Origin of the sequence: Arthrobacter sp. Leaf141 (genome assembly GCF_001424565.1) — a bacterium.
In the GTDB taxonomy this organism is placed as follows: domain Bacteria; phylum Actinomycetota; class Actinomycetes; order Actinomycetales; family Micrococcaceae; genus Arthrobacter.
In genome coordinates this window covers 110,922-124,651 of record NZ_LMOL01000004.1, presented here as the reverse complement: position 1 = coordinate 124,651, position 13,730 = coordinate 110,922, and the positions used below count along the sequence as shown (strand labels likewise).

The window sequence follows — 13,730 nt, the reverse complement described above, 5'->3', positions numbered from 1 at the left end:
ACTCCTGCCCCAGAAGCCCCACCGCCATGTCTGACCGCGAGCTATGGTCCGCCGGGCGCTTTTGGCGGCTTAGGCGGCCCTTCCATGAACTCCGCCTGACGGACCGCGTGGCCATGAGCCAGATGCCGCTGTTCATCACCACGCTGCTGACGGTCTTCCTGGTGTGGGCCTTCTTCCCGGGCACCATGGACAACGTGCTGTTCGGCTCCTTTGTCATCTCCCAGCTCCTCATCATGGCCCTCTGCTACCTGGTGCCGTGGGACCGGCTGCCGTACACCAGCTTCCTGGTCATACCGCTGCTTGACTTCATTTCCATCGCGGTGGGCCGCGAAGGCGGCCAGGACAGCCTGACCGGCATCAGCCTCCTGGCGGTCTTCCCGGTGATCTGGCTGTGCGCCTCCAGCTACTACCCGAAAACGTCGGTCTGGCTCTCCTTCCTGGCGCCCCTTGCCATCATCTGGGTGCCGCTGTTCCTTAAGGGCGACGTGACGCCCCAAGGCTTGACCCGCGCCCTGCTGCTTCCGGTCATGATGCTGGGTATCGGTGTGTCCGTGAGCGTCCTGACGCGCAGCATGATGCGCCAACAAAAGGAGCTGCAGGACAAGGACGCGCTTTTGCAGGCCAACCTGCGGACCAGCCAGCGCCAGGAAGCCCTGCTCAACACGGTCCTGGACACCGTCCACCTGGGCGTACTCGCCGTGGACGCCGACGGGCACGACATCCTGATGAACCGCAAGCAGCGCGCCAACCATGAACTGGCCCGGCCCAGCACCATCGAAGACCCCAACGAGTCCCAGCTCCTGGTCTACGCAGCGGACCGGACCACCCTCATTCCCGTGGAAGACCGGCCGGTGCGCCGTGCCGTCCTCGGCGAGACCTTCACTGACTACCTCGTGTGGCTGGGCGAGGGAGCAGCGCAGCGGGCCTTTGTGACCACTGCCCGCGCGATGAAGGACGAAGACGGCAAATTTGCCGGTTCCGTCATTGCGTTCGGTGACGTCACAGACCTCGTCAATGCGCTGACCGCAAAGGATGACTTCGTCTCCAGCGTCTCCCATGAATTCCGTACTCCGCTGACATCCATCCTCGGATACGTTGAACTGCTGCTCTTCGACGAGCCGGACGATTCACAGCGCGAAATGCTCGATATCATCCGCCGGAACTCGGAGCGGCTCCTCACGCTGGTCTCGGATCTGCTGGCCAGCCGCAACGGGCAGCTGATTGTCACACCCCATGCGGTGAACGTGGCTGAGCTGGTGCGCAGCAGCGTCTCATCGGCCCTGCCCAAAGCCGCCGCCTCGGGTATTGTCCTGACGGCGGACGTCCCGGACACCCTGGAAGCCCACGTGGATGGCGCCAGGATCTCACAGGTCCTGGACAACCTGGTGTCGAATGCCATCAAATACTCGCCCGACGGCGGCAGCGTCCGGGTCAGCCTCGTGGAGGAGGACGGAAACGTGGCCTGCAGGGTCACGGACACTGGCATGGGGATGACCCCTGAGGACGCATCCGAGGTGTTTGCGAAGTTCTTCCGCACCAGCAACGTCCGCCGCACCGCCATTCCGGGCGTCGGGCTGGGCCTGCCTATCAGCAAGGCAATCGTGGAAGCCCACGGCGGTTCCATCGACGTGGACAGCACCCTGGGTGAGGGAACGGTGTTTACCTTCCGGGTACCGGTGTAACCCGGCGCCCGGACGGGCGGCCGCCTGGCTTAGAGGCCCGCAGCCCGTTTCCGGCCGAAGATGAAGTAGCCGGTAGGCCCGATGAAGTTCACAAACGCGGCCAGCCGCCAGGCCGCTTTGGGTCCGTTGATGAGTTCCGCGGGGCGGCGGGAAATGTCCCGTTGGGCTGCCAGGAGCAGCGCCACCTGCGCCACACCCACCACAATGGTTCCGGCCTTGCTGGCCGGCGACATTTCTTTCCAGGTCTTTTTCTTTGCCATGGTGCTCCTTCAGTGGATGTGATGGGGGTGCGGCTGCTAGTGCACGTAGGGCGCCAGCCGTTGCCGCTGCTCGGGAGTGAGTCGCTGGACCCGGCCGGTGGCCTCGTCCACAAACGCCAGGTGGCTGCTTGCCTTCACGCAGTCCTCGCCCGTCACCGGGTCCAGGACAAGGTAGTGGATATCAAAGCTGGCGCCCTTGACGGCGCCGATCCACACCTGGACCACGGCGGGGATGTTGCGGTACTCCAGCGTCCGGACGTAACGGATTCTGTGGTCAACCACCAGCGCCATGGTGCCGTCCGGGACGTCGTTGAAGAGGGAAACCTGCGGGTCAACGCCTGGCTGGCCGGCTCCCCGGGGAGGGCCGAAGGCGGCGATCCGCGCCTCCTCCAGCATCCTCACGATCTGGACGTTGTTGATGTGTCCGTAAGCGTCCATGTCGCCCCAGCGCATGGGCACCGGGACTTCAATCCGGACCGGGGCTGCGGTGCCGGCGCTCAGCTGTGGACCGCCGTCGAGTCATCCACCGGGATTTCCCCGGCGTCCGAGCCTGCGAATTGCGACTGGTACAGCCGGTAGTAGGCGCCCTGGGCGGCGAGCAGCACCTTGTGGTTGCCCTGCTCCACGATCCGGCCGTTTTCCATCACCAGGATGGTGTCGGCGTCGCGGATGGTGGAGAGCCGGTGGGCAATAACGAAGCTGGTCCGGTCCGTCCGCAGCGCAGCCATGGCCTTCTGCACCAGCAGTTCGGTACGGGTGTCCACGGAGCTGGTGGCTTCGTCGAGGATGAGCAGCGATGGGTTGGCCACAAAAGCGCGGGCAATGGTGATCAGCTGCTTCTCGCCGGCACTGACGTTGTTGCCTTCCTCGTCGATGACCGTTTGGTAACCCTCCGGGAGCGCCCGCACGAACCGGTCAACAAACGTGGCTTTGGCCGCGGCGATGACTTCTTCCTCCGTGGCGTCCAGGTTTCCGTAGCGGATGTTGTCGTAGATGGAGCCGCCGAACAGCCATGCGTCCTGGAGCACCATGCCCACCTTGGACCGGAGCTCGGCCCGGCTGAGGTGCGTGATGTCCACGCCATCGAGGGTGATGGCGCCGGAGTTGAGCTCGTAGAAGCGCATCACCAGGTTCACCAGGGTGGTCTTGCCTGCGCCCGTGGGACCTACGATGGCCACGGTATGGCCGGGCTCCGCGGTGAAGGACAGGTTCTCGATGAGTTTTTTGTCTTCCGTGTAGCTGAAGGTCACGTCCTTGAAGTCCACGTGTCCGTCCGTCTTTGGCGGCAGGTGCTCGGTGGCGGTCTCGCTGTCCTGCTCGTCAGCGTCCAGGAACTCGAACACCCGTTCCGCCGAGGCCACGCCGGACTGCAGCATGTTGGCCATGCCTGCCATCTGGCCCAGCGGCTGGGTGAATTCGCGGGAGTACTGGATGAAGGCGGTGGCATCACCCAGGGACATGGAGCCGGACGCCACCCTGAGGCCGCCCACCACGGCGATGCCCACGTAGCTGAGGTAGGAAACAAACTGCATGACCGGGAAGATGATGCCGGAGACGAACTGGGCGCCGAAGCTGGCCTTGTACAGGGCTTCGTTGCGTTCCTCGAAGCGGGCCAGCATATCGGCGTCGCGGCCGAAGACGCGGACCAGGTCGTGGCCGGAGAAGGACTCCTCGATCTGGCCGTTCAGGGCACCGGTGTTTTTCCACTGCGCGGCAAAGAGCTTCTGGCTGCGGACGCCGATGATGCCTGCGGCCACACCGGACAGGGGCAGGGCCACCAAGGCGATCAGGGCCAGCTGCCAGGACACGATGAACATCATGATGACGATGCCGATGACCGTGAGCAGCGAGTTGATCAGCTGCGCGAATGCCTGCTGGAGTGCCTGCTGGACGTTGTCGACGTCGTTGGTTACCCGGGAGAGGACGTCGCCGCGCTGGCGGGTGTCGAAGTAGTTCAGCGGCAGCCGGTTGAGCTTCTTTTCCGTGTCGTCACGGAGCCGGCGGATCACCTTCATCACGATCACGTTGAGCACGTAACCCTGCAGCCACAGGAAGATGTTGGCCACGAAGTACATCAGCAGGACCATGGCGATCAGCATGGTCAGTTTGTCGAAATTGATGCCCGTCCCGGGTACCAGCTCCATCCGCGAAACCATGTCCGCGAAATTGGCATCCCCCGCCTGGCGGAGGCCCGCGACGAACTCGTCCTTACTGGCGCCGGCAGGCAGTTGCTTGCCCACCACACCGGCAAAGATCACGTCCATGGCCTGGCCCAGGATCTTGGGGGCGATGACATTCAGGACAACGGCGACCACCACCAGGGCCACCACGAGGTAGATGCCAAGGGCCTCCGGGCGCAGCAGCCCCATCAGCCTCTTGGCGGAAGGCCAGAAATGCTGGGCCTTTTTGGCGGGTATGCCGCCGAACATGTCCCCGTCGGCCTCTGACGGGGTGAATTCCTCTTCAACAAAATCGTCGTCATCCAGGTCCGGGGCCGTCACGGCCGATTCCGGCGCAGCCTGGTCTGCGGCGGTGGAGTCCTTTTTCCGGGGGCTCATGCCATTTCCTCCACGCTCAGCTGGGATTCAACAATTTCCTGGTAGGTGGGTGAGGTTTCCAGGAGTTCCTCGTGCGTGCCGCGGTCCACAATCCGGCCGTTGTCCAGGACCAGGATCTGGTCCGCTTCGGTGATGGTGGAGATCCGCTGGGCGACGATGATGACCGTGGCGTCCGCGGTGGTCTGTTTCAAGGCTGCGCGGAGCCGCGCATCCGTTGCCACGTCCAGTGCGGAGAAGGAATCGTCAAAGAGGTAGACCCTGGGTTTGGTGACCAGGGCCCGGGCGATGCACAGCCGTTGGCGCTGGCCGCCGGAAACGTTGGTTCCGCCCTGGGAGATCCTGGCGTCCAGCCCGTTCTTTTTCTCCTGCACAAACGATTCGCCCTGGGCCACGCGCAGCGCGTCCCACAGCTCCTGGTCCGTGGCTTCGGTCTTGCCGAAGCGCAGGTTGTGCTCGATGGTTCCGGAGAAGAGGTAGGGCCGCTGCGGGACGAGGGCCACCCGCTTGGTGATTTCCTCCCGGTCCAGGGCACTGACGGGCACCCCGTCCAGGAGCACCTCGCCCTCGCCGGCGTCGTAGAGGCGGGGCAGGAGGGACAGCAGGGAGCTCTTGCCGGAGCCGGTGGAGCCGATGATGGCGATGGTCTGGCCGGGCCAGGCGGTGAAGCTGACGTTGCTCAACACGGGCGACTCGGCACCGGGGTAGGCGAAGGTGACGTTGCGGTACTCCACCACACCTTCCAGCGCTGCCGGGGCTTCCGGACGTTCGGGATCGTGGATGGAGGGTTCGACATCGAGCACCTCGCCGATGCGGTCCGCGCACACGGAGGCGCGCGGGATCATCATGGCCATGAACGTGCCCATCATCACCGCGACGAGGATCTGGAGCAGGTACTGCAGGAAGGCTGTGAGGGCGCCCACCTGCATATCGCCGGAGTCCACCCGCTGGCCACCGAACCACAGGACAGCGGCGGTGGACAGGTGCAGGATCATGCCGATGGCGGGGAACATCAGCACAAACAAGGCGCCGATTTTCAGGGAAACGTCGGTGAGCTCCTTGTTGGCTGCCCCGAAGCGCTCCGTTTCGTAGGGTTCGCGGACGAAGGCGCGGACCACGCGGATACCGATGATCTGTTCGCGCAGCACAGCGTTGATCCGGTCGATCTTCTTCTGCATGGAGCGGAACAGCGGCATCAGCCGGACCACCAGGTAGCCCACCACCACTGTGAGGAGCGGTACTGCGACCCACACCAGCCAGGACAGGTTGAGGTCCTCACGCAATGCCATGATGATGCCGCCGATGCACATGATGGGGGTGGCCACCATGAAGTTCAGGCCCATCAGCACCAGCATCTGGACCTGCTGGACGTCATTGGTGCCGCGGGTGATCAGCGTGGGCGCGCCGAAGGTGCTGACGTCCTTGGCGGAGAAGCTGGTGACCTTGCGGAACACGGCCCGGCGCAGGTCGCGGCCGATTGCCATGGCCGTTTTGGACCCGAAGTACACGCCGGCGATGGCGGTGCCAACCTGCACAAAGGCTACGGCGAGCATCACGGCGCCGGTCCGCCAGATGAAGTCGGTGTCCCCGCGGGTGACGCCCTCATCGATGATCTGGGCGTTCAGGCTGGGAAGGTACAGGGCAGCCATGGTGGACGCCAGCTGGAATACAATGACGGCCACAAGATACGGCGTGTATGGCTTGGAAAACCGCCGTATGAGGGTGAGGAGCATGCCCACGGGTCCTTAGGAAGAATGTGAAAAGCAGGAGGCTTAAGTAGTAGCAGCCGGGGCTGACATCCTTAGCCTTCCCACTCTACGAAACTCTTTCCCGGGGCGGAACCGCCCCGGGAAAGATCATCCGACGGGAGTACCCCCGCGTGCGGTCAGTGCTTTGCTGCGGCGGGTTCCGGCGTTGTGCCCGAATCCTTGGCGGTGGCATCCGGCTGGATGTCCACGGTGCGGCGGAGCGGCTTCTCCTTGATGAACAGCACGGAGAGCAGCGCCAGCACCGTGACGCCGGCGGAGATCAGGAAGACCTCGGCCGTGGCGTCGCCGTAGGCCGCCCGCATGATCTCGCGGACCGGTTCGGGCATGTGGGCCAGGTCCAGGCTGCTGCCGGCGCCGCCGCCGGCCACCGGGATGCCGGCCGCGGCCAGTCCCTGGGAGGCGAGTTCGCTGACCCGGTTGGCCAGGACCGCGCCCAGCACCGAGACGCCGATGGCGCCGCCGACGGAGCGGAAGAAGGCCACGGAGGCGCTTGCCGTTCCGATGTCCGAGGCGCGGACGGTGTTCTGCACAGCCAGGACCAGGTTCTGCATCAGCATGCCGAGGCCCAGGCCCAGGACGGCGGTGAAGACGCCTGCGTGCCAGAGTTCGGTGGTGTGGTCCATGGTCCCGGCCAGGCCCAGGCCGCCGATCAGGAGGATGGATCCGGCTACCAGGAAGCCCTTCCATTTGCCGGTGCGGCTGATGAGCAGGCCCGAAGCCACGGAACCGATCAGGTTGCCCGCGATCATGGGCAGGGTCAGGAGGCCGGCTTCGGTGGGGGTGGCACCGCGGGCCACCTGGAAGTACTGGCCCAAGAAGGTGGAGGAGCCGAACATTGCCACACCAACAGCCACGGAGGCGATGATGGCCAGCGCGGTGGTCCGCTCAGAGATGATCTTGAGCGGGATGATGGGCTGTTCCACCTTGGATTCAACCAGGACCAGCAGGGCCAGCAGGAGCACGCCGCCGCCCACCATCAGGGCCGACTGCCAGGAGAACCAGTCGTAGTAGTCCGCCTTGCCGGCGAAGGAAACCCAGATCAGGAGCAGGCTGACGCCCGAGGTCAGCAGGATGGAGCCGAGCCAGTCGATCCTGGCGTGCCGGCGGACGTGGTTGATCTTGAGGGTGACCTGCAGCAGGATCAGGGCGACGACGGCGAGCGGCACGCAGACGAAGAAGGTCCAGCGCCAGCCCAGCGGGCTGTCCACGATGAATCCGCCCAGCAGCGGGCCACCGGCGGTGCCAACGGCCATCACGGCGCCCATGTAGCCGGAGTATTTGCCGCGGTTGCGCGGCGGGATCATGGTGCCGATGATGGCCTGCGCCAGGGCGGTCAGGCCACCCATCGCCACACCCTGGATGACGCGGGCGCCCAGCAGCAGCGGAATGGTCTGCGAGAGGCCGGCCATCACGGAACCGGCAACGAAGATGATGATGCTGAGCTGGACCAGGACCTTCTTGTTGAAAAGGTCTGCAAGCTTGCCCCAGATGGGGGTGGTGGCGGCGTTGGCCAGCAGTGCTGCGGTGATGACCCAGGCGAAGTCCGTCTGGGTGCCGTGCAGGTCGGACATGATGGTGGGCAGCGCGTTGGCCACGATGGTGCTGCTGAGGATCGCGGTGAAGAACGCGGCGAGGAGGCCGGTGAGGGCCTCCATGATCTGCCGGTGCGTCATTTCCGGCGCGGCTTCGGTTGCTCCGGCAGGCGACGGCGGCTGGCCCGCCGGTTTGGTCTGGGTGGCAGTTTGGCTTGCCATGGATCTGCTCCTAAAGGGTGTTGATGGTGGTGCCGGCCGCCGTTGCCCGGGCTGAGTTCTTCAGTGATTGTGTGAGTTTGTGCAAGGTGGTGGCCGTGGTGCCGGCGTCTTCCTCGCTCCAGTCACGCAGGAGGTCCTGCAGCGCTGCTGCCCGTTGCTCCTCGATGTGCCGGAGCTTGTCCGCCCCCTGCGGGGTGAGCGCCACAAGCTGGGCCCGCCCATCGTCGGGATCCGGCCTGCGCACCACAAAGCCGTGGTCTTCGAGGTCGGCGATATGCCGGCTAAGGACCGGGGCGCTGACGCCCAGCCGCTCGGCAAGCCGCGTGGCCCGGGATTCCCCCTCCCCCACAAATCGCAGGACGCCCTGGAGCGCGACGCCGGTTTCCTGCCCCCGCACGTTGGCGGTGGCGATGCAGCGCACGGCCCGCTGGAGGTCGAAGATCTGGTACACCAGATCCGCTGCCGTGTCCGGAGCTACAGCCATGACTCGATTACTCCCTAGTTGTTTGCCTCAAGCAACCATATCTTAATTTGGTTGCTTTGGGAAACTATCATTGTGGGCTACCCCGGAAATGCCGCAGGACCCCTGCCATCGGCAAGGGTCCTGCGGGGGTGGTGGGGAGCGTCAGTCGCCCAGGTGCGTCGGGGCGAACATCTTCAGCAGGGTTTCAACCACAACGACGTTGGGCCCGTCCCCGGCGAAGGATGCCTTCAGCGCGTCCCCCACATCCCCGGGGGCAACCCGCCGGGCCGGGACGCCGAACGCTTCGGCGAGTTTGACGAAGTCCGGCCGGGCCAGCTCGGTGGCCGTGGCCTGGCCGAATGCACCCACCATGTACTCGCGCAGGATGCCGTAGCCGCCGTCGTCGACAATCAACCAGGTGACCGGCACGTTGTGCTGCTTGGCGGTGGCCAGCTCGGAAATGGAGTACATCGAGGAGCCGTCGCCGGATACCGCCAGGACCCGTGCGGGCCGGCCCAGCGTCTGCAGGCCCACGGCGCCGCCGATTGCCGCCGGGAAGCCATAGCCCAGTCCGCCCGCGCCCTGCGCGGAGTGGAACTGGCCCTCGCGCGCATCCCAGCAGCTCCAGCCCCAGTAGGCGGAGATGGTCATGTCCCAGAACGTTTGCATGTCCGCGGGGACAGCCTCCCGGATACCGGCCATAAACCCCAGTTCCTTGGCCAGGTCCTGGGATTCGAGCCGGGCCCGCACGTTGGCCAGCGCGTCCTTCACCACCGACGCCGGAGTTGCGCCGTGCCAGTTTGCCGGTACGGACCGACCGGCGTCGAAGGCGGCGTCCAGGGCGGACAGCGCCTGGCCGGCGTCCGCCCGGATGCCCAGGCCGGGCCGGTTGGACTCCAGGACCCGGGGTTCCGCGTCGATCTGGATGATCCGGCCCCGCGGCGCGAACGTGAAGTAGTTGGAGGTGACCTCGCCCAGCGATGAGCCGATGACCACCAGGACATCGGCATCCTCCAGCACGTCGGTCATGTGCCGGTCCTCGATCCAGGACTGCAGCGACAAGTCATGGTTCCAGGGGAAGGCGCCGTTGCCGCCCGGCGTGCAGATCACCGGAGCCTGCAGTTTTTCGGCGAGGGACAGCAGCGTGGCCTCGGCCCGACCGCGGCGCGTCCCGCCGCCGGCGATGATGGCCGGCCGTTCCGCAGCTTCCAGCCATTTAACGGCTTCCCGGACCAGCTCCACGCGGGGCGGGTTGTCGGCTGCCAGTGCCAATGCGTCCTCCACAGGCGGCACCATGATGGGGTCCAGCAGCACGTTCTGCGGGATTTCCAACCACACCGGACCCTGGGGGGAGGAGATCGCCTCGGTCCAGGCATCCTGGATGGCGGACGGGATGCCTGACGCGTGCTGGATCAGCCGCTGGCTTTTGGTGACGTTGGCTGCTGAGGCCTTCTGGTCATCGAGCTGGTGCAGCATGCCCTTGCGGCGGGCGCCGAGCCCTTCCAACGGAATCTGGCTGGCGACAACCACCATGGGCACTCCGGTGGCGTATGCCTCCTGGAGCCCGGCAAGTGACGTCAGCGCGCCGGGCCCGGTGGAGAGGAACAGGACCCCCACCTCGCCGGTGGCGCGGGAGTAGCCGTCGGCGGCGAACGCCGAGTTGTTCTCCACTCGGGACGAAACGAAGTGCAGGTTGCCGCGGCCCATGGCATCAAACAGGCCCAGCGCGTGCTGGCCCGGGATGCCAAAGACGGTTTTGGCGCCCAACGCTTCGAGGGTTTCCACCACCAGGTCACCGCCGTTGCGCACCGGACCGGGTGGCACGCCGGCAGCGTCAGCCGCCACAGCGGCTGGTACCCCGGCGGGGGTTGAACCTGCGGCTGGAAGCGTGGATCCGGCGTCGGCCATTGCCTTACTCCTTGCCGGCTGCAGCGAAGCCGGCAGGCTGGCGGGGTTCGCGGCCAAGCGCCTGGGCCGCGTAACCGGATTCCGCGCCGAACCGGTTGCCGGCCACGGCGTTGTCCGCCATCAGGGTCACCAGCTCGAAAGCCACGTGGCTTGCGGCCACGCCGGTGATTTCGGCGTGGTCGTACGCCGGGGCGACCTCGACAACGTCCGCGCCCACCAGGTTCATGCCGCGGAAGCCGCGGATGATTTCCAGGAGCTCCCGGCTGGTGATGCCGCCGGCCTCGGGTGTTCCGGTGCCGGGGGCGTGTGCGGGGTCCAGGACGTCGATGTCCACCGAGATGTAGAGCGGGCGGTTGCCGATCCGGTCGCGGACCTTGGCCACCGTTTCCAGGACACCCTGGTAGTAGACGTCTGCAGAGGTGACGATGCCGAAGCCGAAGCGGTGGTCGTCGTCGAGGTCCTTTTTGCCGTAGAGGGGTCCGCGGGTGCCGATGTGGCTGATGGCTTCCGTGTCCAGGATGCCTTCCTCCACGGCGCGGCGGAACGGGGTGCCGTGGGTGTATTCGGCGCCGAAGTAGGTGTCCCAGGTGTCCAGGTGCGCATCGAAGTGCAGCATGGCGATGGGCCCGCCGGCGCGTTCGGCAGCCGCGCGCAGCAGGGGCAGGGCGATGGTGTGGTCCCCGCCCAGGGTGACGAGCTTGCTGCCGCCGGCGGTGAGGTCGAGCGCGTTCTGCTGGACCGTTTCGATGGCCTCGTTGATGTTGAAGGGGTTGACGGCCATGTCGCCGGCGTCCGCCACCTGTATGTTTTCGAAGGGGCTGACGTCCCACGCCGGGTTGTACGGGCGCAGCAGCCGGCTGGCCTCGCGGACGTGGTTGGCGCCGAACCGGGCACCGGGGCGGTAGGAGACGCCGGAGTCGAAGGGAACACCCACAACGGTGACATCAGCCTTGGCCACCTGGTCCAGCCGCGGCAGCCGGGCATAGGTCGCGGCGCCGGCGTAGCGGGGAATTCGGGATGAATCGATGGGGCCAAGGTTGCCGTTGGCTTCGATGCGCAGCTCTTCCATGGGAGGGGCTCTCCTTCGCGGAGTTGGGGACTGATGTGATTGCCATCATACGCCACAGTTGTCTAATGGGCATCAAGTGTTTACAGAAAGTTGGCGAAACGTCCGACGACGGCAGCCCCGGAAACGGAAATGGCCGGGGCGGGTGCCGCAGCACCCACCCCGGCCATGGCCGGATTTTTCCGGCGTCGTCAGCCGGCCTGCCGGGCCCGCGAGCGCCACAGCAGCCAGATGAAGTACGGCGTGCCCAGTACGGCAGTGAGCAGCCCGGCGCCCAGTTGGGCGGGGGCAATGACGGTCCGGCCCAGCACGTCCGCGGCTCCCACCAGGATGGCGCCCAGCAGGATCGCCGTGGGCAGGACCCGCGTGTGGCGCCGGCCCACCAGGGCCCGGGCGGCGTGCGGCGCGATCAGCCCCACGAACCCCACGGCCCCCACCGCCGCAATGGACAGCGCCGTGAGGATCACGCTGACCACCAGGAACAGCAGCCGGGCGCGTGCCAGCGGGACGCCCAGCAGCCGCGGGGTGTCCTCGTCCAGGCTCAGGATGTCCAGTTCACGGTGCCGGAACGCCGTCATCGGCACAAAGACCAACAGCCCGGCGGCCAGGGGAAGGACGTCCAGGAAGGTGCGGCCGTAGGTGGAACCGGCCAGCCAGGTGAGGGCCTTGGTGGCGTTGAACGGATCCGTCAGCACAATCACGAGGCTGACCAAGGCCTGGGTGCCGGCGGAGACGCCCACCCCGATCAGCACCAGCCGGTTCTGCTGGTAGCCGCCCCGGGCTGCCAGCCCGAACACCAGGGCCGCCGCGAGCGCCGCCCCGGCCAGCGCCGCCAGGGAAATTCCCCATGGGCTGACCAGGGGAACGGTGGAGACCACCAGGACGGCGGCCAGTCCGGCACCGCCGGAGACCCCGAGCAACCCGGGTTCGGCCAGCGGGTTGCGGGTGATGGACTGGATCAGCGTTCCCGCCAGGGCCAGGGCCGCTCCCGCGGCCATGGCTGCGGCCACACGGGGCGCCCGGGTATCCAGGACAAAGCCCACCACTTTGCCGCTCTCCCCCGCCAGCCAGTTCAGGACATCCCCGAGCAGCAGCTTGGCATCGCCCAGCAGCAGGGAGCCTGCCAGCACAGCCAGGGCCACAGCAGCCAGGACGGCAACCGTCAGCAGGTACCGCCAGCGCGGCGGCAGGGGGTGGTGGTCCGTAGGGGTCACGGACCCGGAGTCCTTGGCCCGGAAAGCCAGGACGATCAGGAACACGGCCCCCACCAGCGAGGTGATGACGCCCGTGGGCACCCGCACCGATGCATCGGCGCCCACCACCGCGCGGAGCGCAACGTCCGAGGCGAGGATCAGGTTGGCGCCCATCAGGCCGGCAAGGGGCAGGAAAAAAACAGCCCGGCCCAGCCGCTGGACTCGGTTGGCCAGGGGCCGGACCAGGGCAGGTGCGCAGAGCCCCACAAAGCCGATGGGCCCGGCCAGGGTAACGGCCGCGGCCGACAGGAGGACGGCGAGCAGGACTGCACCAACCCGCGTGGACCGGACGTTGACGCCCAGGCTCCTGGCGGCGTCGTCCCCCAGGCCCAGCGCGTCCATGCGCCGGCCCAGCAGGAGCAGCCCGGCCAGGCCGATCACCAGCAGCGGCGCCACCTGGACCACGCCGGAGGTGCCGCCCTGGCTGATGCTGCCCTGGCCCCACTGGTAGAGGCCTTCGGTGGCCTGCGGATACAGCAGGAGCAGGGCGGACGTCATGGAGCCGAGGCCCAGGGCCAGGGCGCTGCCGGCCAGGACCAGCCGCAGCGCACCGGTTCCCAGCCCCGAGAGGCCCAGGACCACTGCGGCGGCTGCCAGGCCGCCAACAAAAGCCACTGCAGAGGATGCCAGCAGCGGGAGGGTGAAGCCGGTGACGGAGGCGATGCCCAGGGCAAAGTAGGCGCCGGCGTTGACCGCCAGGGTGTCCGGCGAGGCCAGGACGTTGCGGCTGATGGACTGCAGGGCGGCGCCGGCCACGCCCAGGGCCAGGCCCACAACGATGCCTGCCAGCATCCGCGGGAGCCGCGAGGCCATCACCACGGCTGCCGAATCCTGGTCCGCCGAGCCCAGGAACACGTTCCAGAGTTCCACCGGACCAACGGCCGCGGTGCCCTGGGTGAGGTCGATCAACGCGAGCGCTGCGCACAGGGCCAGCGCGCCGGCCAGGACCCCGGCCACGGCGCCGTTACCGCCGGAGCGCCGCCGGACGGGCGCCTCGGCGGTAACAGCGGCGCTCATGCG

General features: G+C 66.9%; 10 protein-coding genes. 1 reads left to right on the top strand and 9 read right to left on the bottom strand.

All coding sequences use genetic code 11. From position 1 onward, the window contains the following. The first annotated feature begins 26 nt into the window (after positions 1-26). Positions 27-1,682 (top strand): sensor histidine kinase, encoded by a 1,656-nt coding sequence (locus ASF72_RS02145; protein ID WP_050683933.1) that lies wholly within the window; start codon positions 27-29, stop codon positions 1,680-1,682. A 29-nt stretch (positions 1,683-1,711) separates the two neighbouring features. Here the strand turns inward: ASF72_RS02145 and ASF72_RS02140 are convergent, their stop codons facing one another. From ASF72_RS02140 to ASF72_RS02100, 9 genes are all read right to left on the bottom strand, one after another. After that, positions 1,712-1,942 carry a PLDc N-terminal domain-containing protein gene (locus ASF72_RS02140; RefSeq protein WP_050683934.1) on the bottom strand — a complete coding sequence of 77 codons (231 nt, stop codon included), beginning with the start codon at positions 1,940-1,942 and terminating at the stop codon, positions 1,712-1,714. A 36-nt stretch (positions 1,943-1,978) separates the two neighbouring features. Next, on the bottom strand, positions 1,979-2,395 hold the full coding sequence (locus ASF72_RS02135; protein ID WP_050683935.1) for an acyl-CoA thioesterase: 417 nt from the start codon (positions 2,393-2,395) through the stop codon (positions 1,979-1,981). 44 nt (positions 2,396-2,439) lie between these two features. Continuing rightward, the gene (locus ASF72_RS02130) at positions 2,440-4,500 is read right to left on the bottom strand and encodes an ABC transporter ATP-binding protein (protein WP_056596144.1); all 2,061 of its coding nucleotides are present in this window, start codon (positions 4,498-4,500) and stop codon (positions 2,440-2,442) included. After that, on the bottom strand, positions 4,497-6,230 hold the full coding sequence (locus ASF72_RS02125) for an ABC transporter ATP-binding protein (RefSeq protein ID WP_056596141.1): 1,734 nt from the start codon (positions 6,228-6,230) through the stop codon (positions 4,497-4,499). The genes ASF72_RS02130 and ASF72_RS02125 overlap by 4 nt, the downstream gene beginning before the upstream one ends. Before the next feature lie 152 nt (positions 6,231-6,382). Further along, entirely contained in the window at positions 6,383-8,020 is a 1,638-nt protein-coding gene (locus ASF72_RS02120) for an MFS transporter (protein WP_327019584.1), read from the bottom strand. Between the two features lie 10 nt (positions 8,021-8,030). Continuing rightward, on the bottom strand, positions 8,031-8,504 hold the full coding sequence (locus tag ASF72_RS02115) for a MarR family winged helix-turn-helix transcriptional regulator (protein WP_050683938.1): 474 nt from the start codon (positions 8,502-8,504) through the stop codon (positions 8,031-8,033). A 141-nt stretch (positions 8,505-8,645) separates the two neighbouring features. Then, the gene (locus ASF72_RS02110) at positions 8,646-10,391 is read right to left on the bottom strand and encodes a thiamine pyrophosphate-binding protein (RefSeq protein ID WP_235504634.1); all 1,746 of its coding nucleotides are present in this window, start codon (positions 10,389-10,391) and stop codon (positions 8,646-8,648) included. A gap of 4 nt (positions 10,392-10,395) precedes the next feature. Beyond that, positions 10,396-11,460 (bottom strand): agmatinase, encoded by a 1,065-nt coding sequence (gene speB / locus ASF72_RS02105; RefSeq protein ID WP_050683939.1) that lies wholly within the window; start codon positions 11,458-11,460, stop codon positions 10,396-10,398. A 188-nt stretch (positions 11,461-11,648) separates the two neighbouring features. After that, positions 11,649-13,727 (bottom strand): iron ABC transporter permease, encoded by a 2,079-nt coding sequence (locus ASF72_RS02100; protein ID WP_056596137.1) that lies wholly within the window; start codon positions 13,725-13,727, stop codon positions 11,649-11,651. Positions 13,728-13,730 lie beyond the last annotated feature (3 nt).

Excerpts from the sequence above, each read along its gene's own strand:
- ASF72_RS02145 (WP_050683933.1), top strand. The coding sequence starts at position 27 with ATGTCTGACCGCGAGCTATGGTCCGCCGGGCGCTTTTGGCGGCTTAGG.
- ASF72_RS02140 (WP_050683934.1), bottom strand. The coding sequence starts at position 1,942 with ATGGCAAAGAAAAAGACCTGGAAAGAAATGTCGCCGGCCAGCAAGGCC.
- ASF72_RS02135 (WP_050683935.1), bottom strand. The coding sequence starts at position 2,395 with ATGCGCTGGGGCGACATGGACGCTTACGGACACATCAACAACGTCCAG.
- ASF72_RS02130 (WP_056596144.1), bottom strand. The coding sequence starts at position 4,500 with ATGAGCCCCCGGAAAAAGGACTCCACCGCCGCAGACCAGGCTGCGCCG.
- ASF72_RS02125 (WP_056596141.1), bottom strand. The coding sequence starts at position 6,230 with ATGCTCCTCACCCTCATACGGCGGTTTTCCAAGCCATACACGCCGTAT.
- ASF72_RS02120 (WP_327019584.1), bottom strand. The coding sequence starts at position 8,020 with ATGGCAAGCCAAACTGCCACCCAGACCAAACCGGCGGGCCAGCCGCCG.
- ASF72_RS02115 (WP_050683938.1), bottom strand. The coding sequence starts at position 8,504 with ATGGCTGTAGCTCCGGACACGGCAGCGGATCTGGTGTACCAGATCTTC.
- ASF72_RS02110 (WP_235504634.1), bottom strand. The coding sequence starts at position 10,391 with ATGGCCGACGCCGGATCCACGCTTCCAGCCGCAGGTTCAACCCCCGCC.
- speB (WP_050683939.1), bottom strand. The coding sequence starts at position 11,460 with ATGGAAGAGCTGCGCATCGAAGCCAACGGCAACCTTGGCCCCATCGAT.
- ASF72_RS02100 (WP_056596137.1), bottom strand. The coding sequence starts at position 13,727 with ATGAGCGCCGCTGTTACCGCCGAGGCGCCCGTCCGGCGGCGCTCCGGC.